Below are 23,719 nucleotides of genomic sequence, written 5' to 3' on the forward strand. Positions count from 1 at the left end.
ACTTGTGATCGCCCTCTCCCTCGCCGAGATCGCAGAAGTCGTCGGCGGGCAGACGCACGACATACCGGATCCGTCCGTCCAGGTCACCGGCCCGGTGGTCCGCGACTCCCGGGAAGTGGAACCCGGCAGCCTCTTCGTCGCCTTCGCCGGCGAGCACGTCGACGGCCACGACTTCGCGAACGCGGTCGTCGAGGCGGGCGCGGTGGCCCTCCTGGCGTCCCGCCCGGTCGGCGTCCCCGCGATCGTCGTGGACGACGTCCAGAGCGCCCTTGGCGCCCTCGCCCGTCATGTCGTACGACGGCTCGGCGCGACCCTCGTGGCCCTCACCGGCTCGGCGGGCAAGACCAGCACCAAGGACCTCATCGCCCAGGTGCTCGCGCGCAAGGCGCCCACGGTGTTCACGCCGGGATCGTTGAACAACGAGATCGGGCTGCCGCTGACCGCGCTGAGCGCCACCGCCGAAACGAGGTTCCTCGTCCTGGAGATGGGCGCCCGCGGCATCGGTCACATCCGCTACCTCGCGGACCTGACGCCCCCGCAGATCGGCCTCGTCCTCAACGTCGGCACCGCCCACATCGGCGAGTTCGGCGGCCGGGAGCAGATCGCGCAGGCAAAGGGTGAACTCGTGGAGGCGCTCCCTTCAGTTGAAGAAGGCGGCGTAGCGGTCCTCAACGCGGACGATCCGCTCGTACGGGCCATGGCGTCCCGTACGAAGGCGAAGGTGATCCTTTTCGGAGAGTCCGGCGAAGCGGACGTACGGGCCGAGAACGTGAGACTCACGGACAGCGGACAGCCCGCCTTCAGCCTTCACACACCCTCCGGGTGCAGCGAAGTGACCATGCGCCTGTACGGTGAGCACCACGTGTCGAACGCGCTCGCCGCGGCCGCCGTCGCCCATGAGCTGGGCATGTCCGCAGACGAGATCGCCACCGCGCTCTCCGAGGCGGGCTCCCTCTCCCGCTGGCGGATGGAGGTCACCGAGCGACCGGACGGCGTGACCATCGTCAACGACGCCTACAACGCGAACCCCGAGTCCATGCGAGCCGCCTTGCGCGCGCTCGCGGCCATGGGCAAGGGGCGGCGGACCTGGGCGGTGCTCGGCAAGATGGCCGAGCTCGGGGACGAGGCGCTCGCCGAGCACGACGCGGTCGGACGGCTGGCCGTCCGGCTCAATGTCGGCAAGCTCGTCGCGGTCGGGGGCAGGGAAGCGTCCTGGCTGCAACTGGGCGCATATAACGAGGGTTCGTGGGGTGAGGAGTCGGTGCACGTGTCCGACGCACAGGCGGCGGTCGACCTGTTGCGCAGCGAGTTGCGCCCGGGAGACGTCGTGCTCGTGAAGGCGTCCCGGTCGGTCGGGCTCGAGAGCGTGGCGCAGGCGCTCGTCGAGGCCGGTACCGAGGGTGAGGTTGCCGCCCGATGATGAAGCAGATCCTGTTCTCAGGAGTCATCGGCCTGTTCCTGACCCTGATGGGCACCCCGCTGCTGATCAAGCTGCTGGCCCGCAAGGGCTACGGCCAGTACATCCGCGACGACGGCCCGCGCGAGCACGCCAGCAAGCGCGGTACGCCGACGATGGGCGGTATCGCGTTCATCTTCGCGACGGTCGCCGCGTACTTCCTGTCCAAGGTCATCACCGGTTACACGCCGACCTATTCGGGTCTGCTGGTGCTCGGTCTGATGGTGGGCATGGGCCTGGTCGGCTTCCTCGACGACTACATCAAGATCGTCAAGAGGCGTTCGCTGGGCCTGCGGGCCAAGGCGAAGATGGCCGGCCAGCTGATCGTCGGCATCAGCTTCGCGGTGCTCGCCCTCCAGTTCCAGGACGCCCGCGGCAACACCCCGGCCTCCACGAAGCTGTCGTTCATCACGGACTTCGGCTGGAAGCTCGGCCCGATCCTGTTCGTGATCTGGGCGCTGTTCATGATCCTCGCGATGTCGAACGGCGTGAACCTGACGGACGGTCTGGACGGCCTCGCCACCGGCGCCTCGGTCCTGGTCTTCGGTGCCTACACCTTCATCGGTGTCTGGCAGTTCCAGGAGTCCTGCGCCAACGCGACGACCCTGACCAACCCGAACGCCTGCTACGAAGTGCGCGATCCGCTCGACCTCGCGGTCATCGCCTCGGCGTTGATGGGTGCCTGCCTGGGCTTCCTGTGGTGGAACACCTCGCCGGCCAAGATCTTCATGGGGGACACGGGCTCACTCGCCCTCGGCGGTGTCCTCACCGGTCTGGCGATCCTCTCCCGCACGGAGCTGCTCGTCGCCATCATGGGTGGCCTCTTCGTCCTCATCACCATGTCGGTGGTCATCCAGGTCGGCTCCTTCAAGCTCACCGGCAAGCGGGTCTTCCGAATGGCCCCGCTCCAGCACCACTTCGAACTCAAGGGCTGGTCCGAAGTGCTCGTGGTGGTCCGTTTCTGGATCATCCAGGGCATCTGCGTGATCGTCGGCCTGGGCCTCTTCTACGCGGGATGGGCAGCGGAAAAGTGACCGATGGGCAGGGGCTCTCCTTCGAGGGCAAGCACGTCACCGTCGCCGGGCTCGGAGTCTCCGGCATCCCGGCGGCCAAGGTCCTGCACGGACTCGGCGCGCTCGTCACGGTCGTCAACGACGGCGCCGACGAGCGCTCCCGGGCCCAGGCGGCCGACCTGGAGGCGCTCGGCATCACCGTGCGTCTCGGCGATGGAGCGTCCCTGCCCGACGGCACCGAACTGATCGTCACCACCCCCGGCTGGCAGCCCGGCAAGCCGCTGTTCACGGCGGCGCGTGAGGCGGGCGTTCCGGTGTGGGGGGACGTGGAGCTGGCCTGGCGCCTGCGCGGCCCCGACGCCGCCCCCTGGCTGGCCGTCACCGGCACCAACGGCAAGACCACCACCGTCCAGATGCTCGCCTCGATCCTGAAGGCGGCGGACCTGCGCACGGCGGCGGTCGGCAACATCGGCGTCTCGGTGCTCGACGCCGTACTCGGGGACGAGGAGTACGACGTCCTCGCGGTGGAACTGTCGAGCTATCAGCTCCACTGGGCGCCCTCGGTGCGCGCCCACTCCGCCGCCGTTCTCAACCTGGCGCCCGATCACCTCGACTGGCACGGCTCCATGGAGGCGTACGCCGCCGACAAGGGCCGTATCTACGAAGGCAATCGGGTCGCCTGCGTCTACAACCTCGCCGACAAGGCCACCGAGGACCTGGTCCGCGAGGCCGACGTCGAGGAGGGGTGCCGGGCGATCGGCTTCACGCTGGGCAGCCCCGCGCCGTCCCAACTCGGCGTCGTGGACGGCATCCTGGTCGACCGCGCCTTCGTCGAGGACCGACAGAAGAACGCGCAGGAACTCGCCGAGGTCGCGGACGTCGACCCGCCGGCCCCGCACAACATCGCCAACGCCCTTGCCGCCGCTGCCCTCGCGCGCGCCTTCGGGGTGCCCGCCAAGGCCGTACGGGACGGGCTGCGGGCCTTCACGCCCGACGCGCACCGCATCGCGCACGTGGCCGATGTGGACGGCGTCGCGTACATCGACGATTCCAAGGCCACCAACACCCATGCGGCGGAAGCCTCGTTGGCGGCCTACGAGTCGATCGTGTGGATCGCGGGCGGACTCGCCAAGGGCGCCACCTTCGACGAACTCGTCGCCAAGTCGGCGAAGCGGCTTCGGGGTGTGGTGCTGATCGGCGCCGATCGCGCGCTGATCCGCGAAGCCCTCGCGCGACACGCGCCGGAAGTACCCGTCGTCGACCTCGACCGGACCGACACTGGGGCGATGCTCGCGGCTGTCCAGGAGGCACAGCGGCTCGCCGCCGCCGGCGACACGGTGCTGCTCGCCCCCGCCTGCGCCTCCATGGACATGTTCGCCAACTACAACAAGCGCGGTGACGCGTTCGCCACGGCGGTTCGCGAACTCGGCGCCTGACCGACGCAAGCGGAGGCGCTGATGCCCAGTAGCCGTACCGGCCGGCCGCCCGTGCAGCAGCGGACCCCCAGACGTCCCGCCGCCGCCAGGACCGTCCGCGACAACCCCGTACGACGGCTCTACGCCAACGCGCGCCGGGCCTGGGACCGCCCGCTGACCGCCTACTACCTGATCGCCGGCGGCAGCGTGCTGATCACCGTGCTGGGTCTGGTGATGGTCTACTCGGCCTCCCAGATCACCGCACTCCAACTGTCGTTGCCCGGCTCGTATTTCTTCCGCAAACAGTTCCTCGCGGCCTGTATCGGTGGGGTGCTGGCGCTCGCCGCCTCGCGGATGCCGGTCAAGTTGCACCGGGCGCTGGCCTATCCGATCCTCGCGGGCGCCGTCTTCATGATGGCGCTGGTCCAGTTGCCGGGGATAGGGATGTCGGTCAACGGCAACCGCAACTGGATCTCGCTCGGCGGCTCCTTCCAGATCCAGCCCAGCGAGTTCGGCAAGCTGGCCCTGGTCCTGTGGGGCGCCGACCTGCTCGCCCGCAAGCAGGACAAGGCGATGCTGTCCCAGTGGAAGCACATGCTGGTGCCGCTGGTGCCGGTCGCGTTCATGCTGCTCGGGCTGATCATGCTCGGCGGCGACATGGGTACGGCGATCATCCTCACCGCGATCCTGTTCGGCCTGCTGTGGCTGGCCGGCGCTCCGACCCGGCTCTTCGTCGGCGTGCTGTCGATCGCGGCCGCGATCGGTGTGATCCTCATCAAGACCAGCCCCAACCGCATGGCCCGGCTCGCCTGCATCGGCGCCACCGAGCCCAAGACCGGGGTCGCCGACTGCTGGCAGGCCGTGCACGGGATCTACGCGCTCGCGTCTGGTGGGATCTTCGGCTCCGGGCTCGGGGCGAGTGTGGAGAAATGGGGTCAACTCCCCGAGGCCCACACCGACTTCATCTTCGCCGTCACAGGTGAGGAACTGGGTCTGGCGGGCACACTGTCGGTGCTCGCCCTCTTCGCGGCTCTAGGCTATGCGGGTATCCGCGTGGCTGGACGCACGGAGGACCCCTTCGTGAGGTATGCCGCGGGAGGCGTGACCACCTGGATCATCGCTCAGGCGGTGATCAACATCGGTGCGGTGCTCGGCCTGCTGCCGATCGCCGGCGTCCCGCTCCCGCTGTTCTCCTACGGGGGTTCCGCCCTGCTGCCGACCATGTTCGCCATCGGGTTGCTGATCGCCTTCGCGCGCGACGACCCCGCTGCGCGGGCGGCGCTTGCGATGCGGCAACCCCGCTTTGGTAGAAAGCGGGGGGCCAGGGGTACCGGTTCCGGCCAACGGCCCCGGAGATGGAACACGATGCGACGGCGTGCCTCGGCGGCGCGTTCGTCCGGAGAGCGGTGAATTTCGGTGCATGTCGTACTCGCCGGTGGGGGGACCGCCGGCCACATCGAGCCGGCGCTCGCCCTCGCGGACGCCCTGCGCAGGCAGGACCCCACCGTGGGGATCACAGCCCTGGGCACGGAGCGCGGCCTTGAGACCCGTCTCGTACCCGAGCGGGGCTACGAACTCGCGCTGATCCCCGCCGTACCCCTGCCGCGCAAGCCCACCCCCGAACTGATCACCGTGCCGGGCCGGTTGCGCGGCACGATCAAGGCGGCCGAGCAGATCCTGGAGCGCACCAAGGCGGACTGCGTCGTCGGCTTCGGCGGCTATGTGGCGCTGCCCGGCTATCTCGCGGCCAAGCGCCTCGGAGTGCCGATCGTGATCCACGAGGCCAACGCCCGGCCCGGGTTGGCCAACAAGATCGGCTCGCGGTACGCGGCCCGGGTCGCCGTCTCGACCCCGGACAGCAAGCTGCGCGACGCCCGCTACATCGGCATCCCGCTGCGCCGCACGATCGCCACCCTGGACCGCGCGGCCGTACGGCCCGAGGCCCGGGCCGCGTTCGGGCTCGACCCGAACCTGCCGACGCTGCTGGTCTCCGGCGGCTCGCAGGGCGCCCGGCACCTCAACGAGGTGGTCGAGCGGGTCGCGCCGTACCTCCAACAGGCGGGAATCCAGATCCTGCACGCGGTCGGCCCGAAGAACGAACTGCCGCAGGTGCACCAGATGCCGGGGATGCCCCCCTACATCCCGGTACCGTACGTGGACCGGATGGACCTCGCGTACGCCGCGGCCGACATGATGCTCTGCCGCGCGGGCGCGATGACCGTCGCCGAACTCTCCGCCGTCGGACTCCCGGCCGCCTACGTCCCGCTGCCCATCGGCAACGGCGAACAGCGGCTGAACGCCCAGCCGGTGGTCAAGGCCGGCGGCGGACTCCTGGTCGACGACGCGGAACTGACGCCCGAGTGGATCCAGGGCAACGTCCTGCCCGTGCTCGCCGACCCGCACCGGCTGTACGAAATGTCGCGCGCGGCAAGCGAGTTCGGCCGCCGGGACGCCGACGACCTGCTCGTCGGCATGGTGTACGAGGCGATCGCCTCGCGGCACCGCTAGCCATATGTGAGAGAGGCAGGGGATCGTGGCCGGACCGACGACCGCCGAGCGCGGTGAACGCCAACAGGAGTCGTCCGGCCCGCCCCTTGTCCGGCGTCTGGGACCAAGACGCCTTCGTCTGATTGTCGCACTCGCCCTCGCCGCAGTCCTGTTGGGCACCGCCGCGGTCTGGCTGCTCTACGGCTCGCAGTGGCTGCGGGTGGAGAAGGTGTCGGTCTCCGGGACCAAGGTCCTGACGCCGGAGCAGGTGCGCGAAGCCGCCGACGTTCCGGTCGGCGGACCGCTCGTTTCCGTCGACACCGATGCGATCGAAGCCCGACTCCGCAGGAAATTGCCCCGAATTGACACCGTTGATGTAGTCCGTTCCTGGCCTCATGGAATCGGGCTGAAAGTGACCGAACGCAGCCCGGTCCTGGTGGAGAAAAAGGGCGGAAACTTCGTCGAAGTGGACGACGAGGGCGTGCGATTCGCCACCGTTTCCACGCCACCGAAGTCCATCCCCACCCTGGAATTGACGCTCTCTCAATCGGGTTCGTCCGCGGCGGGCCTGCGCCGCTTCGGCGAGGACCGACTCGTACGCGAGGCGGTACGGGTCGCGGGTGACATTCCGGCCGCGGTCGCACGCGTCACCCAGGTCGTCAAGGTCCGTTCCTACGACGACATCTCACTGGAGTTGAGCGGCGGCCGGACCGTCTCCTGGGGAAGTGGCGACAAGGGTGCCGCGAAGGCGCGTACGCTCACCGCTCTCATGAAAGCAGCTCCCGGCGCCCGGCACTTCGACGTAAGTGTTCCCACCGCCCCTGCGTCAGCCGGGAGTTGACGCACATTCGCGCAGGCCAGCACCCTGGTTGGGCAGCGCTACGGCTGATCACATAGGGTGAAAAGAAAAACGGGAGGTTCGGCGTGTTCGTTGAACGTGCGCCACTTGTCGACTTAGTGTCCTGTTCAGAAGACTTCAAGGAACGGACACACTGGTAACCCTAAACTTCAACGTTAGGGTTCGGGTCGGCGCTACGGACCGTCCCATTCGGCATCCGTCGTCGGGTCGCGGAACACCGCGATCGACGACACGTAACTCGAGGCGAGAGGCCTTCGACGTGGCAGCACCGCAGAACTACCTCGCAGTCATCAAGGTCATCGGTGTCGGCGGCGGTGGTGTCAATGCCATCAACCGGATGATCGAGGTCGGCCTCAAGGGCGTCGAGTTCATCGCCATCAACACCGACGCGCAGGCGCTGTTGATGAGCGACGCCGACGTCAAACTCGACGTCGGCCGCGAACTCACCCGCGGACTCGGCGCCGGCGCCAACCCGGCCGTCGGCCGCAAGGCCGCCGAGGATCACCGTGAGGAGATCGAGGAGGTCCTCAAGGGGGCCGACATGGTCTTCGTGACGGCCGGCGAAGGCGGCGGCACCGGCACCGGCGGCGCCCCCGTCGTGGCCAACATCGCGCGCTCCCTGGGCGCCCTCACCATCGGCGTGGTCACCCGCCCGTTCACCTTCGAGGGACGGCGCCGGGCGAACCAGGCGGAGGACGGCATCGCCGAACTCCGCGAAGAGGTCGACACCCTCATCGTCATCCCGAACGACCGGCTGCTGTCCATCTCGGACCGCCAGGTCTCGGTCCTCGACGCCTTCAAGTCGGCGGACCAGGTCCTGCTCTCCGGTGTGCAGGGCATCACCGATCTCATCACCACGCCCGGCCTGATCAACCTCGACTTCGCCGACGTCAAGTCCGTGATGTCCGAGGCCGGTTCGGCCCTCATGGGCATCGGCTCGGCCCGCGGCGACGACCGCGCGGTGGCCGCCGCGGAGATGGCGATCTCCTCGCCGCTCCTCGAGGCCTCCATCGACGGTGCCCGCGGCGTCCTGCTCTCCATCTCCGGCGGCTCCGACCTCGGCCTGTTCGAGATCAACGAAGCGGCGCAACTGGTCAGCGAGGCGGCCCACCCCGAGGCCAACATCATCTTCGGCGCGGTCATCGACGACGCCCTCGGCGACGAGGTCCGGGTCACGGTCATCGCGGCCGGCTTCGACGGCGGCCAGCCGCCGACCCGCCGCGAGACGGGCACGAGTTCGTCGTCAGCCCGCCGCGACGAGCCGACTCCGGTACGGCAGGAGAGCCGTCCGTCCTTCGGCTCGCTCGGCAGCGTCAAGCCCAAGGAGGAGCCGGAGCACGCTCCGGAGCCGGTCGCCGACCTCCCGGTCGCCCCGCCGGTCCCGCCGTCGCGGACCTACTCGGACAGCGCCGCCGAGGAGCTGGACGTACCGGACTTCCTGAAGTGATAGGACAGTTCGACACCGTGAGCGGCGCGCATTTCGCCTTCACCGACAGGTGGGGCGGGGTGAGCGCCGTTCCGTACGAGGAGCTCAACCTCGGCGGAGCGGTCGGCGACGACCCCGACGCGGTCCGTACCAATCGCGAACTGGCCGCCAAGTCACTGGACTTGGACCCGGCCCTGGTGGTCTGGATGAACCAGGTGCACGGCGCCGACGTGGCGGTCGTCGAGGGGCCCTGGGGCGCCTCGGACATCCCCTCCGTCGACGCGGTCGTCACCGCCCGGCGCGGCCTCGCCCTCGCCGTGCTGACCGCCGACTGCACGCCGGTCCTGCTCGCCGACCCGGTCGCCGGGATCGCGGGCGCGGCCCACGCCGGACGTCCGGGCATGGTCGCCGGGGTCGTCCCCGCCACCGTACGGGCCATGGTGGAACTCGGCGCCGATCCCGCCCGGATCGTCGCCCGCACCGGACCTGCCGTCTGCGGCCGGTGCTACGAAGTGCCCGCGGACATGCGCGCCGATGTCGCCGCCGTGGAACCGGCGGCGTACGCCGAGACGAGTTGGGGCACTCCCGCGGTCGACGTGACCGCCGGAGCGCACGCGCAGCTCGACCGGCTCGGGGTGCGCGACCGGGAGCAGTCGCCGGTGTGCACCCGTGAATCGGACGACCACTTCTCGTACCGCCGCGACCGGACGACCGGGCGGCTGGCGAGCTATGTCTGGCTGGACTGATCGGGCATGACGGACCGTAGGCAAGAACTCGCCATGAATCTGGCGAAAGTCGAGGAGCGCATCACCGCCGCCTGTACGGCGGCCGGGCGGAAGCGCGAAGAGGTGACCCTGATCGTGGTCACCAAGACCTATCCGGCGAGCGACGTACGGACGTTGGCCGAACTCGGTGTGCGTCATGTCGCCGAGAACCGGGACCAGGACGCCGCCCCGAAGGCCGCCGAATGCGCGGATCTGCCGCTGAGTTGGCACTTCGTCGGTCAGTTGCAGACCAACAAGGTGCGATCCGTGGCCGGTTACGCCGATGTCGTGCAGTCGGTCGACCGGTCCCGGCTCGTCACCGCGCTGTCGAAGGAGGCCGAGCGGTCCGGGCGCCAACTGGGCTGTCTCATCCAGGTCGCACTCGACGCGGGAGTGAGCGGGCGGGGCGAGCGGGGCGGCGTCGGGCCGGGCGGGATCGGGGAGTTGGCCGATCTCGTCGCCGGGGCTCCGGGGTTGCGGCTCGACGGTCTGATGACCGTCGCTCCGCTCACCGGGGAGTACGCGGGTCGCCAACTGGAGGCGTTCGGGCGGTTGATGGATTTGTCGACTGACCTGCGCCGAGCCCATCCTGCTGCGAACATGGTGTCGGCAGGGATGAGTGCGGACCTCGAGCAGGCCGTGGCAGCCGGAGCGACACATGTACGCGTCGGCACTGCGGTACTCGGCGTGCGCCCCAGGCTCGGGTAACGTCGCCAGGAAGTCGGACCACAGCAGAAAATATGGTCAATGCCGCCGAAGGCGGGCGTAACGACCTCGTGGATCGCGGGCACTTGGCAGTCGTCAGCCGATCCACCACAGAGCGGAGGACTCAGAGAATGGCCGGCGCGATGCGCAAGATGGCGGTCTACCTCGGCCTCGTGGAGGACGATGGGTACGACGGCCGGGGTTTCGACCCCGATGACGACTTCGAACCCGAACTGGACCCGGAGCCCGAGCGGGACCGTCGACGGCACGAGCCGTCGCACCAGTCACACGGCTCGCATCAGTCTCAAAGGGACGAACCGGTACGAGTGGTGCAGCCTCCGGCTCCTCGTGAACCCGTGTCCCATTCCGCTTCACTGGGTGCGGAATCAGGGCGTCCGGCGCGTATCGCGCCCGTGGCATCCATCACACAAGAACGCCAGTCCCTGGAGAAGAACGCACCGGTGATCATGCCCAAGGTCGTGTCGGAACGAGAGCCTTACCGGATCACCACACTTCACCCCCGGACCTACAACGAGGCCCGTACCATCGGGGAACACTTCCGTGAAGGCACCCCGGTGATCATGAATCTGACCGAGATGGATGACACAGACGCGAAGCGACTTGTCGACTTTGCGGCCGGTTTGGTGTTTGGTCTTCACGGCAGCATCGAGCGGGTGACGCAGAAGGTGTTCCTGTTGTCGCCTGCTAACGTCGATGTCACGGCGGAGGACAAGGCCCGCATCGCAGAGGGCGGGTTCTTCAATCAGAGCTGAGACAGACAGCCGCTAGGAAGTACGGAACAGGGGAGAGGGAAAGACAGACCATGAGCGTGTTCGCGCAGGTGATCTACATCGCGCTGATGGTGTTCCTCATCGTGCTCATCTTCCGGTTGGTCATGGACTACGTCTTCCAGTTCGCCCGCTCATGGCAACCCGGCAAGGCGATGGTGGTCGTTCTGGAGGCCGCCTACACTGTCACCGATCCACCGTTGAAGCTTCTGCGGCGGTTCATCCCGCCGTTGCGTCTCGGGGGCGTGGCGCTCGACCTGTCCTTCTTCGTCCTGATGATCATCGTCTACATCTTGATCTCTATCGTGGGCAATCTCGCGAGGTGACAGTGGACGATACGGTCTTGCCGACTGCCGATGACTACGTTGAGGTGAAGAGATGCCGTTGACCCCCGAGGACGTGCGGAACAAGCAGTTCACGACCGTCCGCCTCCGAGAAGGCTATGACGAGGACGAGGTCGATGCCTTCCTCGACGAGGTCGAAGCCGAACTGACCCGCCTGTTGCGGGAGAACGAGGACCTGCGCGCCAAGCTGGCAGCGGCCACGCGCGCGGCTGCCCAGAACCAACAGAACATGCGCAAGCCCCCGGAACAGGACCAGCAGCAGGGTGGCATGCAGCAAGGCGGCATGCAGCAGCAGGGGATGCCCCAGCAGGGCATGCCCCCGCAAGGCATGCGCGGTCCGGGTGGCCCGGTGCCCGCCGGCATATCGGGCCCGCCGCAGCAGCAGATGGGCGGCCCCATGGGCGGCCCGCCCCAGCTGCCGAGCGGTGCCCCGCAGTTGCCCGCAGGCCCCAGTGGCCAGGGTGGCCCGCAGGGTCAGGGTCCGATGGGACAGGGCCCCATGGGCGGTCCGATGGGCCAGGGTCCGATGCAGGGCCAGATGCAGCAGATGGGCCAGGGCCCGATGCAGGGTCAGATGGGCGGCCAGCCCCCCATGCAGCAGCAGATGGGCGGCCCGATGGGCGGTCCCATGGGTGGCGGCATGCCGCAGCAGGGCCCCGGTGGCGACAGCGCCGCCCGTGTCCTCTCGCTGGCCCAGCAGACCGCCGACCAGGCGATCGCCGAGGCCCGTTCCGAGGCCAACAAGATTGTCGGCGAGGCCCGTTCGCGCGCCGAGGGTCTTGAGCGTGACGCCCGTGCCAAGGCCGACGCCCTGGAGCGGGACGCGCAGGAGAAGCACCGCGTCGCGATGGGCTCCCTGGAGTCCGCCCGCGCCACGCTGGAGCGCAAGGTCGAGGACCTGCGCGGCTTCGAGCGCGAGTACCGCACGCGTCTGAAGTCCTACCTCGAGTCCCAGCTGCGTCAGTTGGAGACCCAGGCCGACGACTCGCTGGCCCCGCCGCGCGCTCCGGCGGCCGCGTCGCTTCCGCCGTCCCCGGCGCCCTCGATGGCCCCGGCCGGCGCCAGCGCCCCGTCGTACGGCGGCAACCAGGGCATGGGCGGCCCGCCGCCCGCCGGTCCGTCCTACGGCGGCCAGCAGCAGATGTCCCCGGCCATGACCCAGCCGATGGCGCCGGTACGGCCGCAGGGCCCGTCCCCGATGGGCCAGGCTCCCTCGCCGATGCGCGGGTTCCTGATCGACGAGGACGACAACTGACCGGCCTTTAGTACGCCTTCGGCGTCGGCAGCGTTCAGGGCGGGGCCCCGGATTTCGATCCGGGGCCCCGCCCTTTTTACGCGGGTTGAGCGCTGCTTCACGTGAGTTGACCCTTGCTTCACGTGAGTCGGTCGTTGGTTCACGTGAGTCGGTCGTTGGGCGCGAGAAAGGGCCCGGTCTCCATGAAGGAGGCCGGGCCCTTTCCGGCGCCGGTGGTGCCTACGCCTTGTGCAGGCGGAACACCAGGGACAGGCCCTCGTCGGTGAACGGGGTGCCGTAGGTGTCGTCCGCCTCGCCCTGGGCGAAGTCCGTGGCGAGGACCTCGTCGGCGATCAGGGCCGCGTGCTCGGACAGGGCCGCGATGACCGCCGGGTCGGTCGACGTCCAGCGCAGGGCGATCCGGTCGGCGACGTCCAGGCCGCTGTTCTTGCGGGACTCCTGGATCAGCCGGATCGCGTCACGGGCCAGGCCCGCCTGCCGCAGCTCCTCGGTGATCTCCAGGTCGAGCGCGACCGTCGCTCCCGAGTCGGAGGCCACGGACCAGCCCTCGCGCGGGGTCTCTGTGATGATCACCTCATCCGGAGCCAGCGTGATGGTCTCGCCGTCCACCTCGACGGACGCCGTGCCCTCGCGCAGGGCCAGGGACAGCGCGGCCGCGTCCGCGTTCGCGACGGCCTTGGCCACGTCCTGGACGCGCTTGCCGAACCGCTTGCCCAGGGCGCGGAAGTTGGCCTTCGCCGTGGTGTCGACCAGCGAGCCGCCGACCTCGCTCAGCGAGGCGAGGCCCTCGACGTTCAGCTCCTCCGTGATCTGCGCGTGCAGCTCCCGGTCCAGGGTGGCGAAGCCCGTGGCCGCGATCAGCGCGCGGGACAGCGGCTGGCGCGTCTTGACACCCGACTCCGCGCGCGTGGCCCGGCCCAGCTCCACCAGGCGCCGTACGAGGACCATCTGCTTGGACAGCTCGGGGTCGATGACGGACAGGTCCGCCTCCGGCCACGCGGACAGGTGGACGGACTCCGGGGCGCCCGGGGACACCGGGACGATCAGGTCCTGCCAGACCCGCTCGGTGATGAACGGGGTCAGCGGGGCCATCAGTTGGGTGACCGTCTCGATGACCTCGTGCAGGGTGCGCAGCGCGGCCTTGTCGCCCTGCCAGAAGCGGCGGCGGGAGCGGCGGACGTACCAGTTCGACAGGTCGTCGACGAACGCCGACAGGAGCTTGCCGGCGCGCTGGGTGTCGTAGGACTCCAGAGCCTGCGTCACCTGGTCGGTGAGTGCGTGGAGTTCGGACAGCAGCCAGCGGTCCAGGACGGGGCGGTCGGCCGGGGCCGGGTCCGCCGCGCTCGGCGCCCAGTCGGACGTGCGCGCGTACAGGGCCTGGAAGGCGACCGTGTTCCAGTACGTCAGGAGGGTCTTGCGGACGACCTCCTGGATCGTGCCGTGGCCCACGCGGCGTGCCGCCCACGGGGAGCCGCCCGCCGCCATGAACCACCGCACCGCGTCGGCGCCGTGACGGTCCATCAGCGGGATCGGGTCCAGGGTGTTGCCCAGGTGCTTGGACATCTTGCGGCCGTCCTCGGCGAGGATGTGGCCGAGGCAGACGACGTTCTCGTACGACGACTTGTCGAAGACCAGGGTGCCGATCGCCATCAGCGTGTAGAACCAGCCGCGGGTCTGGTCGATGGCCTCGCTGATGAACTGCGCCGGGTAGCGGGACTCGAAGAGTTCCTTGTTCTTGTGCGGGTAGCCCCACTGCGCGAACGGCATCGAACCCGAGTCGTACCAGGCGTCGATGACCTCGGGCACGCGCGTGGCGCTCTCGCCGCACTGGGGGCAGGCGAAGGTGATCGCGTCGATGAACGGGCGGTGCGGGTCGAGGCCCGACTGGTCGGTGCCCGTCAGCTCGGTCAGCTCCGCGCGGGAGCCGACGACGGTGAGGTGGTTGTCCTCGCAGCGCCAGATCGGGAGCGGGGTGCCCCAGTAACGGCTGCGGGACAGTGCCCAGTCGATGTTGTTGTTCAGCCAGTCGCCGTACCGGCCGTGCTTGACGGTGTCCGGGAACCAGTTGGTGTTCTCGTTCTCCTGGAGCAGGCGGTCCTTGACGGCCGTCGTGCGGATGTACCAGGAGGGCTGCGCGTAGTAGAGCAGCGCGGTGTGGCAGCGCCAGCAGTGCGGGTAACTGTGCTCGTACGGCACGTGCTTGAAGAGCAGGCCGCGGTCCTTGAGGTCCTCGGTGAGCTTTTCGTCGGCCTTCTTGAAGAAGACACCGCCCACGAGGGGGACGCTCTCCTCGAAGGTGCCGTTCGGGCGGACCGGGTTCACGACCGGCAGGCCGTACGCGCGGCAGACCTTGAGGTCCTCCTCACCGAAGGCGGGGGACTGGTGGACCAGACCCGTACCGTCCTCGACCGTCACGTACTCCGCGTTCACCACGTAGTGGGCGGGCTCGGGGAACTCCACGAGCTCGAACGGACGTTGATACGTCCAGCGCTCCATCTCGGCGCCGGTGAAGGTCTCGCCGGTGGTCTCCCAGCCCTCACCGAGGGCCTTGGCGAGCAGCGGCTCGGCCACGACGAGCTGCTCCTCGCCGTTCGTCGCGACGACGTAGGTGACCTCGGGGTGGGCGGCGACGGCCGTGTTGGACACCAGGGTCCAGGGGGTCGTCGTCCAGACCAGGAGTGCGGCACGGCCGGCGAGCGGACCGGAGGTGAGCGGGAAACGGACGTACACGGAGGGGTCGACGACCGTCTCGTAGCCCTGCGCCAGCTCGTGGTCCGAGAGGCCCGTCTGGTCGCGCGGGCACCAGGGGGCGACGCGGTAGTCCTGGACCAGCAGGCCCTTGTTGAAGATCTCCTTGAGCGACCACCAGACCGACTCGATGTACTCGGGGTCCATCGTGCGGTACGGGTCGTCGAGGTCCGTCCAGTACCCCATGCGGGTCGTCAGCTCGGCGAAGGCGTCGGTGTGCCGGGTCACGGACTCGCGGCACTTGGCGTTGAACTCGGCGATGCCGTACGCCTCGATGTCCTGCTTGTCGGTGAAGCCCAGCTCCTTCTCGACCGCCAGCTCCACCGGGAGGCCGTGGCAGTCCCAGCCGGCCTTGCGGGCCACGTGGTAGCCGCGCATGGTGCGGAAGCGGGGGAAGACGTCCTTGAAGACGCGCGCCTCGATGTGGTGGGCGCCCGGCATGCCGTTGGCCGTGGGCGGGCCCTCGTAGAACACCCACTCGGGGTGTCCCTCGGACTGGTCCAGGGTCTTGGCGAAGATCTTCTGCTCGCGCCAGAAGTCGAGCACGGCGTGCTCGAGCGCGGGCAGGTCGACCTGGGCGGGCACCTGGCGGTACGTCGGCGTTGTCATCAGCGAGCTTCCTCCGGCGGACTTTCTGCCTTCCGTCCGGAGGGACGAGAGCTACGACTTTCCGTACGCCGTGTGCGGCGCGCTCCCGCGGTACCACCCTCCTTGGCTCCCCGGTGCGCCTTGCACACCAGTGAGCCCCCTCATTGGGGTCGCGATACCGGGTCTACCGGCCGCGGCTGGTGTGCTGCGGCTTTCTTCCGGCGGCTCCGGGGTGATCTTCACGTCGCGCTCGCCCCCGGGCTTCCACCGTCCCCGGGTCGCTCTGGGCTGCGTACGCCGCTACTCGTCCCCATCCACGCTTCTCGCTCCGCCCAGTGTACGGGGCCGCACGGACAGCGGCCGACCGGTTTTGCGGGGGCCTTCGGGGGTGCGTCGAGCGGGGGTTCGGCCGCGGGCTTCCCGACCTGCCGTACGACTCGAATGGCTCTGAACACGCGTTCGATGTTCGGGGTGTCGGGCTCGGCGGATTACCCGGCGGGGAGCTGGGCACAACGCATGAAGGCTTGCCGCGCGAGGCCAGGGGGGTGGACGAATCGGGCGGCGTGCCCCGTTGCCGCGGGACCCAAGTCGATTTATCGTCCCAGCACGATTCGCGTGCGTGATCACAAAATGTGAGAAGGGGCCGCGGCCATGGTGGCGAAGAAGACCGCAGCGAGGAAGACCGCGACGAAGAAGGCGGTCGCTACGAAGGCGGCTTCTTCGAAGAAGGCGACCGGGGAAGGGGCCGAGAGACCGGGGGCCGCGGAGGGGGCGGCGACGGCGGTGACGGCGGTGACCAAGGAGACGGTGGCCAAGAAGAGCGCCGCGAAATCCACGGCGACGAAGAAGGCGACCGCTACGAAGACTGCGTCTACAAAGGCAGCGGTTGCGAAGGCTGCGGTTACGAAAGTGACGGCCGCCCCGAAGGCTACGGATACGAAGAAGACGGCCGTGAAGAAAGCGGCAGTCAAGAAAGCGGCCGTGAAGAAGACCGCGGCTCCTGAGAGCGCGTCGGCGAAGAGCGGCCCTACGAAGAGCACCACCAGCGCGAAGAGCAGTTCCACGAAGAGCACCACGGGTACGCAGAGCACTACGGGAACCAAGAGCACTACGGGAACCAAGAGCACGACCGGTACGAAGAAGAGCGCGGCCAAGAAGGCAAAGGCGGGCGCGGCGCAGGCCGCGGAGCAGACGGGAGCCACGACGGTGGTTGCGAAGAAGACTCCTGGCACGGCCACGGCGGCGAAGACCGCGGTTCCCAAGGCGCGGCTCGCCGCGGCGGCGGGCCCGGGCGAGCTCGCGGTGCGCCCCGGCGAGGACCCCTGGACGCCCGAGGAGGTCGAGGAGGCCCGGACCGAGCTGCAGTCCGAGGCGGCGCGACTGAGCGAGGAGATCACGTCCACCGAGCAGGCCCTCGCCGGTCTGATGCGGGACTCCGGGGACGGTGCCGGCGACGACCAGGCCGACACCGGCACCAAGAACATCACGCGCGAGAGCGAGATGGCGCTGGCCGCCAACGCGCGCGAGATGCTGATCCAGACCGAGCGCGCCCTGGGGAAGCTGGACGCCGGCACCTACGGCCTGTGCGAGAACTGCGGCAACCCGATCGGCAAGGCCCGTATGCAGGCCTTCCCCCGGGCCACCCTGTGCGTCGAGTGCAAGCAGAAGCAGGAACGCCGGTACTGACGCGGTACCGACGCCGGTACTGAGGCTCCCGACAGGTGTGCCGTACCCTCATCCAGAGTTAGGTACCTAGGTCGAGGGACTCACGTGGCAGAGGCGGAGCGCATCATCGGTACGCCGGATACCCCAGAGGCGGCGGGGGCCGAGCCGGAGCAGGGTGACACCGCGTCGCCCCCCAGGGGCAGGCGCCGGATCGCCGTGCTGTTCGTGGTGGCCGCCTTCGCGTACAGCCTCGACCTGGTCAGCAAGCTGCTGGTGGTGGCCAAGCTGGAGCACCACGCGCCGATCGAGGTCTTCGGGGACTGGCTGGAGTTCCACGCGATCCGCAACCCCGGCGCCGCCTTCGGGTTCGGCGCGGCCTTCACGGTCATCTTCACGATGATCGCGGCCGCGGTGATCGTGGTGATCGCCCGGCTGGCGCGCAAGCTCTACAGCCTGCCGTGGGCCATCGCGCTCGGGCTGCTGCTGGGCGGCGCGCTGGGCAACCTCACCGACCGGATCTTCCGTTCGCCCGGAATCTTCCAGGGCGAGGTCGTCGACTTCATCGCGCCCAAGGGCTTCGCCGTCTTCAACCTCGCCGACTCGGCGATCGTGTGCGGCGGCATCCTGATCGTGCTGCTCTCCTTCCGCGGCCTCGACCCGGACGGCACCGTCCACAAGGACTGAGCGCGGATCCACGAGGGCTGGGCGCGAGTCCGCAAGGCCTGAGCGCCTCGGCTCGGGTAAGGCGGTGTCGGACCCGTCCGGCATACTCGACCGAGTGAGCACAGTTCCCGAGATCCGAAACCTGCCCGTGCCCGACGGCCTGGAGGGCGAGCGTGTCGACGCCGCCATCTCCCGCATGTTCGGCTTCTCCCGTACGAAGGCCGCCGAGCTGGCCGCGGCGGGGAAGGTCACGGTCGACGGCTCGGTGGTCGGGAAGTCCGAGCGGGTGCACGGCGGGGCCTGGCTGGAAGTCGAGATGCCCCAGGCGCCCGCGCCCGTGCAGATCGTCGCCGAGCCCGTCGAGGGCATGGAGATCGTCTACGACGACGATGACGTGATCGTGATCGTGAAGCCGGTCGGCGTCGCCGCCCACCCCAGCCCCGGCTGGACCGGGACGACGGTCATCGGCGGACTCGCCGCCGCCGGGTACCGCATCTCCACGTCCGGTGCCGCCGAGCGCCAGGGCATCGTGCACCGCCTCGACGTCGGCACGTCCGGCCTGATGGCCGTCGCCAAGTCGGAGCGGGCGTACACCTCCCTGAAGCGCCAGTTCAAGGAGCGCACGGTCGACAAGCGCTACCACACGCTGGTCCAGGGCCACCCCGACCCGACCAGCGGCACCATCGACGCCCCCATCGGCCGCCACCCGAACCACGACTACAAGTGGGCGGTCACCGCCGAGGGCAAGCCGTCCGTCACGCACTACGACCTCATCGAGGCGTTCCGCGCGGCCTCCCTGCTCGACGTGAAGCTGGAGACCGGCCGCACCCACCAGATCCGCGTGCACATGGCCGCCCACCGCCACCCGTGCGTGGGCGACCTGACCTACGGCGCCGACCCGACGCTCGCCAAGCGGCTGCGTCTGACCCGTCAGTGGCTGCACGCCGTCCGGCTCGGCTTCGAGCACCCCGCCGACGGCCAGTGGGTCGAGTTCGAGAGCGGCTACCCGGACGACCTCCAGCAGGCCCTGGACCTGGTGCGCGAGGAGACCTACGCGTGACTCCGCAGCCGTACGCCGTGCGCGTCGCCGAGGATCCCGCCGACCGTGAGGCGTGCTTCGCCGTCCGCAAGGAGGTCTTCGTCGTCGAGCAGGGCGTGGCCCAGGAGATCGAGTACGACGACTACGACGTCGTAGCGACGCATGTGCTCGCCGTGCGTGAGGACGGGGTGCCGCTCGGGACCGGGCGGCTGTTGTACGGCGAGGTCGCCGCGGCGAAGACCGGCGGGGACCTGACCGTGGGGTCCTTGGGGCGGCTGGCCGTCACCAAGGAGGCGCGCGGGCTCGGGGTCGGGGTCGCGCTGGTGCGGGCCGTCGAGGACGCGGCACGCGCGCGTGGGCTGGCCGCCGTGGACCTGCACGCGCAGACGCACGCGCTGGGGTTCTACGAACGGCTCGGCTACGAGGCGTACGGCCCGGAGTTCGCGGACGCGGGCATTCCGCACCGGGCGATGCGGCGCGCTCTGTAGCCGGCTCCAGGATCGGCGCTCTGTAACCGAAGGGCGTCGAAAGAGCTGGTCGGGCGGGCGGCGTGGCAGGCTGGGGCGTCCGCTGTGTGAACGTCGAGATCCCGCCGGAGCCCTGACCGTGGATCAATTGGCCCTGCTTTTCGTCCTGTTGCTCGGGGCCGTGGTGAGCGTCCCGCTGGGGGACCGGTTCGGTCTGCCGGCGCCGGTGCTCATGACCCTCCTCGGGATAGTCCTCGCGGTGGCCGACTTCGTGCCGAACGTGAACGTCCCGCCCGACCTGATCCTCCCCCTGCTGCTGCCACCGCTGCTGTACGCGGCCGTACGGCGCACCTCCTGGCGGCAGTTCACCGCGAACATCCGGCCCATCTTCCTGCTGGCCGTGGCTCTGGTCTTCGTCACCACCCTCGCCGTGGCCGCCGTCGCCAGCGCGATCGTGCCGGGGCTGCCGATCGCCGCCGCCGTCGCGCTCGGCGCGCTCGTGGCGCCGCCCGACCCGGTCGCCGCGACCGCCGTGGCCGGACAACTCGGGCTGCCGCGGCGGCTGGTGTCGATCCTGGAGGGCGAGGGCCTCTTCAACGACGTCACGGCCATCGTGCTCTACCACGTCGCGATCGCCGCCGCCGTCAGCGGGAGCTTCGAGTTCTGGCGTGCCGGGCTCGACTTCGTGCTGTCCGCCGTCGTCGCCGTCGCGGTCGGGCTGGCCCTGGGGTGGGGCACGAACAAGCTGATGTCGATCCTCGACGACGCCACCCTGCAGATCGGGCTGACCCTCCTGGTGCCGTACGCCTCGTATGTCCTGGCCGACGAACTGCACGGCTCCGGGGTGCTCGCCGTGCTCACCACCGCGCTGTTCCTGGCCGAGTACTCCCTCGGTGCCGACGACGTGCTGACCCGGCTCGCCGGGGCGACCGTGTGGGATGTCGTGGACACGTTGGTCACCGGGGTCGCGTTCGGGCTCATCGGGCTCGAACTGCACAACGCGATCCGTACGGCGTCGGGGCGGTGGGGCGAGATGCTCGGCTGGGCCGCGGCGATCGTCGGGGTCGTGGTGGTCGTACGGCTGGCGTGGTTGCTGCCGGCGACCTGGCTGACGAAACGGCTGCACGCCAAGCGGGACTACGACGAGGAGATCCCGACGTCCTGGCGGGAGACCGTGATCATGTGGTGGGCGGGGATGCGCGGGGTGGCGTCCGTGGCCCTCGCGCTGGCGATCCCGCTGACGATGGACGACGGGTCGGCGTTCCCGGACCGGGACGAGATCGTGTTCATCGCGTTCGGGGTGATCATGGCGACGCTGGTGCTTCAGGGGCTCACCCTGCCGTGGCTGGTGAAGCGGCTCGGGGTGCGGGCCGACACCGACAGCGAGAAGGCGTTCGAGAAGGAGCTGGCGGTGCGGGCGGCGAAGGCCGCGAAGCGGAGGTTGCGGGAGATCGAGGATGTCGAGGAGTTGCCGGAGGAGGTGTCCGAGCAGTTGCTGCGGCGGGCGTTCGACATCGGGGTGCGGATCTCTCCCGAGGTGGGGGACGGGGAGCGGCGGGAGGCGTACGAGAAGCGGGTGACGCGGGTGAAGCGGATGCGGCGTATCCAGGGGGAGATGTTGAGCGCGGCTCGGCATGAGGTGCTGGCGGCGCGGAATGAGCCGGGGGCGGATCCGGAGATCGTGGACCGGGTGCTCCGGCATCTTGACGTGCGCAGCTTGAGGTGAGTTCGTTCTCCCGCCCACGCACCGGCCGTTTACTGGCGGTTGAGGGGTGGACGTCTCCCATGGGGGTGCGGCGCCGTCGGCCTTCCGCCCGTGCATGGCAGTCCTGTGAACGAGGGAGAGGAACGCCCGGTTCGCTTTGTACGCTCGCACCATGGCTCGCAACGTTGTGATCAGTGGTGGTGGTACGGGAATCGGGCTCGCCGCGGCGCATGCCTTCGCGGCCGGCGGGGATCGGGTGTTGCTCCTCGGGCGGCGGCTGGAGGTGTTGCAGAAGGCCGGGGTGCCGGGGGCGTTGACGTACGCCGGGGACTTGAGTGAGCCCGAAGTCGTGCGCGGGGTCGGGCGGTTCGTTGCCGAGGAGTTCGGCACCGTGGATGTGCTGGTGCACAGCGCGGGCGGTACGGGGGCGTTGGAACCGGGGAGCGCGAGCGGCGATCCGCTGGACCGCGTCGCGCACGACTGGACGGTCAACTTCCGCATCAACACCCTGAGCGCCGCGCTCCTCACCGAGGCGCTGAAGACGCGGCTCGCGGAGCCGGGCGGGCGGGTGCTGTTCGTGAGTTCCATCGCCGCGTACCGGGGGTCGGGGAGCGGGGCGTACGGCGGGGCAAAGGCCGCGTTGCATCCGTACGCCCATGACCTGGCCCGGGATCTCGGCCCTCGCGGCATCACCGTGAACGTGGTCGCGCCCGGGTACATCGAGGACACGGAGTTCTTCGGGCCGCAGATCGATGCCGCCCGGCGTGAGCGGCTCATCAACGACACGTCGACCGGGCGGGCCGGTACCCCTGGAGATGTCGCCGCGACCTTGCACTGGCTCGCCTCACCGGCCGCAGGGCATGTGACCTCGCAGGTGATTCAGGTCAATGGCGGGGCTGAGCGGGGGCGTTGAGGTGGGTGGGGTTGCTCGGCCGCCGTGGCCGGGTTGATGGCGGTGCTGGGCACGGGGGTTGAGGTGTGCGGAGTTGCTCTGCCGTAGTCGGGCTGGGGCGCTTTGTCGGTGGTCCGGGGTAACGGCCATGTCGAGCGCGGGTGTTGACGCTTCCGGAGCCGCTCAGCCGCAGCCGGTTCCCGATCACCTTGCAGATCCCTCAGGTCAGCAGCCCAGCCCAGCCCAGCACGGTCGTTGAGGCCCCGCCCCGGAGTCACCCGGCCGCCGGCCGCCGGCCGTCCGGCACCCACCGCCCCTGCCCCTCAGCCCCGATTCGCCCCCGGAGGTTCATGAGCCGCGCGGGCGGTGCCCCCGTTGGGTGACGGGTCCTCGCCCGGGATCGGGGCCGCGTCCGCCGTGTTCACGCGAGGGAGGGCGTAGGGGTGTTCCACGTACAGCCAGCGGATCATCTGTTCGCGGACCGTGACGCGGACCGTCCAGATGTCGTCCGCGTCCTTCGCTGTCACCAGGGCCCGGACCTCCATGGTGTTGGGCGTGGTGTCCGTGACGACCAGGCCGTAGCTGCGGCCGTCCCAGGCCGGGCAGGCTCGGAGGATTTCGCGGAGCTGGTCGCGCATCGCGTCCACCGGGGCGGAGTGGTCGACGTGGAAGTAGACGATGCCGGTCATCTGGGGGGTGCCGCGGGACCAGTTCTCGAAGGGCTTGGACGTGAAGTACGACACCGGCATGGTGATCCGGCGTTCGTCCCAGGTGCGTACCGTCAGGAAGGTCAGGGTGATCTCCTCGACCGTGCCCCACTCGCCGTCCACGACCACGGTGTCGCCGATGCGGACCATGTCGCCGAAGGCGATCTGAAGGCCCGCGAAGAGGTTGGCGAGAGTGGACTGGGCCGCTACACCGGCGACGATGCCGAGGATGCCCGCCGAGGCCAGCAGCGAGGCGCCGGCCGCGCGCATCGCCGGGAACGTCAGCAGCATCGCGGCGACCGCCACCACACCGACCGTCGCGGCCACCACCCGCGTGATCAGCGTCACCTGGGTGCGGACCCGGCGGACCCGGGCCGGGTCGCGGGAGGCGCGGGCGTAGCGCGAGTACGACGACTCCACGATCGCGGCCGCGACCCGGATCATCAGCCACGCGGTCGCGCCGATCAGCACCAGGGTGAGGGTCTGGCCGATGCCGATCCGGTGTTCCTCCAGCAGTTGTGCCTGGTCGTAGGAGGCTCTGAGGAAGGCCGCGCAGAGCAGCAGCTGGTACGGCACCCGGCCTCGGCGCAGCAGGCCCCAGAGGGTGGTGTCGTCGTGCCGGGCGTCCGCCTTGCGCAGCAGCAGGTCGGTGACCCAGCCGATGAGCAGCGTGAGGACGACGGAGCCGCCGATGACGATCAGCGGGCGCAGTACGTTCTCCATGTGTCCGACC

General features: G+C 69.6%; 21 protein-coding genes. 18 read left to right on the forward strand and 3 right to left on the reverse strand.

The window, feature by feature from the left end:
* Positions 1–4 precede the first annotated feature (4 nt).
* The 12 genes from murF (at position 5) to OG714_RS37285 (ending at position 12,512) form a co-directional block, all read left to right on the forward strand.
* Positions 5–1,420 (forward strand): UDP-N-acetylmuramoyl-tripeptide--D-alanyl-D-alanine ligase, encoded by a 1,416-nt coding sequence (gene murF, locus OG714_RS37230; RefSeq protein WP_406127709.1) that lies wholly within the window; start codon positions 5–7, stop codon positions 1,418–1,420.
* A complete protein-coding gene (gene mraY / locus OG714_RS37235) occupies positions 1,417–2,490 on the forward strand; it encodes a phospho-N-acetylmuramoyl-pentapeptide-transferase (RefSeq protein ID WP_406127711.1) in 1,074 nt (357 codons plus the stop codon). The genes murF and mraY overlap by 4 nt, the downstream gene beginning before the upstream one ends.
* Positions 2,472–3,905: a UDP-N-acetylmuramoyl-L-alanine--D-glutamate ligase gene (gene murD, locus OG714_RS37240; protein ID WP_406127713.1), complete on the forward strand. Its 1,434-nt coding sequence runs from the start codon at positions 2,472–2,474 to the stop codon at positions 3,903–3,905. Before mraY ends, murD begins: the two co-directional genes overlap by 19 nt.
* 21 nt (positions 3,906–3,926) lie before the next feature.
* On the forward strand, positions 3,927–5,294 hold the full coding sequence (ftsW, locus tag OG714_RS37245) for a putative lipid II flippase FtsW (RefSeq protein ID WP_405993901.1): 1,368 nt from the start codon (positions 3,927–3,929) through the stop codon (positions 5,292–5,294).
* A gap of 6 nt (positions 5,295–5,300) precedes the next feature.
* Positions 5,301–6,392 (forward strand): undecaprenyldiphospho-muramoylpentapeptide beta-N-acetylglucosaminyltransferase, encoded by a 1,092-nt coding sequence (gene murG / locus OG714_RS37250; protein WP_266878092.1) that lies wholly within the window; start codon positions 5,301–5,303, stop codon positions 6,390–6,392.
* A gap of 25 nt (positions 6,393–6,417) precedes the next feature.
* Positions 6,418–7,212 (forward strand): cell division protein FtsQ/DivIB, encoded by a 795-nt coding sequence (locus OG714_RS37255; RefSeq protein WP_406127716.1) that lies wholly within the window; start codon positions 6,418–6,420, stop codon positions 7,210–7,212.
* Positions 7,213–7,489: 277 nt separating this feature from the next.
* A complete protein-coding gene (gene ftsZ, locus OG714_RS37260) occupies positions 7,490–8,677 on the forward strand; it encodes a cell division protein FtsZ (RefSeq protein WP_406127718.1) in 1,188 nt (395 codons plus the stop codon).
* Entirely contained in the window at positions 8,674–9,402 is a 729-nt protein-coding gene (pgeF, locus tag OG714_RS37265) for a peptidoglycan editing factor PgeF (RefSeq protein ID WP_406127720.1), read from the forward strand. The genes ftsZ and pgeF overlap by 4 nt, the downstream gene beginning before the upstream one ends.
* A 6-nt stretch (positions 9,403–9,408) precedes the next feature.
* Positions 9,409–10,128, forward strand: coding sequence for a YggS family pyridoxal phosphate-dependent enzyme (locus OG714_RS37270; protein WP_406127722.1), 720 nt, complete (start codon positions 9,409–9,411; stop codon positions 10,126–10,128).
* A gap of 128 nt (positions 10,129–10,256) precedes the next feature.
* Entirely contained in the window at positions 10,257–10,898 is a 642-nt protein-coding gene (locus OG714_RS37275) for a cell division protein SepF (RefSeq protein WP_406127723.1), read from the forward strand.
* 50 nt (positions 10,899–10,948) lie between these two features.
* Entirely contained in the window at positions 10,949–11,239 is a 291-nt protein-coding gene (locus OG714_RS37280; RefSeq protein WP_019062316.1) for a YggT family protein, read from the forward strand.
* A 52-nt stretch (positions 11,240–11,291) separates the two neighbouring features.
* Positions 11,292–12,512 (forward strand): DivIVA domain-containing protein, encoded by a 1,221-nt coding sequence (locus OG714_RS37285; protein WP_406127725.1) that lies wholly within the window; start codon positions 11,292–11,294, stop codon positions 12,510–12,512.
* Positions 12,513–12,731: 219 nt separating this feature from the next.
* Here the strand turns inward: OG714_RS37285 and ileS are convergent, their stop codons facing one another.
* Positions 12,732–15,869, reverse strand: coding sequence for an isoleucine--tRNA ligase (gene ileS, locus OG714_RS37290; RefSeq protein ID WP_406127727.1), 3,138 nt, complete (start codon positions 15,867–15,869; stop codon positions 12,732–12,734).
* 602 nt (positions 15,870–16,471) lie between these two features.
* Positions 16,472–17,002 (reverse strand): hypothetical protein, encoded by a 531-nt coding sequence (locus OG714_RS37295; RefSeq protein WP_406127729.1) that lies wholly within the window; start codon positions 17,000–17,002, stop codon positions 16,472–16,474.
* A gap of 52 nt (positions 17,003–17,054) precedes the next feature.
* Here OG714_RS37295 and OG714_RS37300 point away from each other — a divergent pair, with 52 nt between their 5' ends.
* The 6 genes from OG714_RS37300 to OG714_RS37325 all read left to right on the forward strand — a co-directional run bounded on the left by OG714_RS37300 (position 17,055) and on the right by OG714_RS37325 (position 22,300).
* Positions 17,055–17,534, forward strand: a complete 480-nt coding sequence (locus tag OG714_RS37300) for a TraR/DksA family transcriptional regulator (RefSeq protein ID WP_406127731.1) — start codon at positions 17,055–17,057, stop codon at positions 17,532–17,534.
* Between the two features lie 84 nt (positions 17,535–17,618).
* Positions 17,619–18,197 carry a signal peptidase II gene (gene lspA / locus OG714_RS37305; RefSeq protein WP_406127732.1) on the forward strand — a complete coding sequence of 193 codons (579 nt, stop codon included), beginning with the start codon at positions 17,619–17,621 and terminating at the stop codon, positions 18,195–18,197.
* Positions 18,198–18,291: 94 nt separating this feature from the next.
* On the forward strand, positions 18,292–19,236 hold the full coding sequence (locus OG714_RS37310) for an RluA family pseudouridine synthase (RefSeq protein ID WP_406127733.1): 945 nt from the start codon (positions 18,292–18,294) through the stop codon (positions 19,234–19,236).
* Positions 19,233–19,703, forward strand: coding sequence for a GNAT family N-acetyltransferase (locus OG714_RS37315; protein ID WP_406127735.1), 471 nt, complete (start codon positions 19,233–19,235; stop codon positions 19,701–19,703). Before OG714_RS37310 ends, OG714_RS37315 begins: the two co-directional genes overlap by 4 nt.
* Positions 19,704–19,821: 118 nt before the next feature.
* Positions 19,822–21,408, forward strand: coding sequence for a Na+/H+ antiporter (locus tag OG714_RS37320; protein ID WP_406127736.1), 1,587 nt, complete (start codon positions 19,822–19,824; stop codon positions 21,406–21,408).
* 151 nt (positions 21,409–21,559) lie between these two features.
* Positions 21,560–22,300, forward strand: coding sequence for an SDR family NAD(P)-dependent oxidoreductase (locus tag OG714_RS37325; protein WP_406127737.1), 741 nt, complete (start codon positions 21,560–21,562; stop codon positions 22,298–22,300).
* 302 nt (positions 22,301–22,602) lie between these two features.
* Here OG714_RS37325 and OG714_RS37330 read toward each other — a convergent pair whose 3' ends face one another.
* Entirely contained in the window at positions 22,603–23,709 is a 1,107-nt protein-coding gene (locus OG714_RS37330) for a mechanosensitive ion channel family protein (protein ID WP_406127739.1), read from the reverse strand.
* Positions 23,710–23,719: the final 10 nt, after the last annotated feature.

This window comes from Streptomyces sp. NBC_00989, assembly GCF_045162655.1.
Classification (GTDB): domain Bacteria; phylum Actinomycetota; class Actinomycetes; order Streptomycetales; family Streptomycetaceae; genus Streptomyces.

Excerpts from the sequence above, each read along its gene's own strand:
- OG714_RS37330 (WP_406127739.1), bottom strand. The coding sequence starts at position 23,709 with ATGGAGAACGTACTGCGCCCGCTGATCGTCATCGGCGGCTCCGTCGTC.
- mraY (WP_406127711.1), top strand. The coding sequence starts at position 1,417 with ATGATGAAGCAGATCCTGTTCTCAGGAGTCATCGGCCTGTTCCTGACC.
- OG714_RS37275 (WP_406127723.1), top strand. The coding sequence starts at position 10,257 with ATGGCCGGCGCGATGCGCAAGATGGCGGTCTACCTCGGCCTCGTGGAG.
- murD (WP_406127713.1), top strand. The coding sequence starts at position 2,472 with ATGGGCAGCGGAAAAGTGACCGATGGGCAGGGGCTCTCCTTCGAGGGC.
- ftsW (WP_405993901.1), top strand. The coding sequence starts at position 3,927 with ATGCCCAGTAGCCGTACCGGCCGGCCGCCCGTGCAGCAGCGGACCCCC.
- OG714_RS37325 (WP_406127737.1), top strand. The coding sequence starts at position 21,560 with ATGGCTCGCAACGTTGTGATCAGTGGTGGTGGTACGGGAATCGGGCTC.
- OG714_RS37270 (WP_406127722.1), top strand. The coding sequence starts at position 9,409 with ATGACGGACCGTAGGCAAGAACTCGCCATGAATCTGGCGAAAGTCGAG.
- OG714_RS37280 (WP_019062316.1), top strand. The coding sequence starts at position 10,949 with ATGAGCGTGTTCGCGCAGGTGATCTACATCGCGCTGATGGTGTTCCTC.
- ileS (WP_406127727.1), bottom strand. The coding sequence starts at position 15,869 with ATGACAACGCCGACGTACCGCCAGGTGCCCGCCCAGGTCGACCTGCCC.
- OG714_RS37285 (WP_406127725.1), top strand. The coding sequence starts at position 11,292 with ATGCCGTTGACCCCCGAGGACGTGCGGAACAAGCAGTTCACGACCGTC.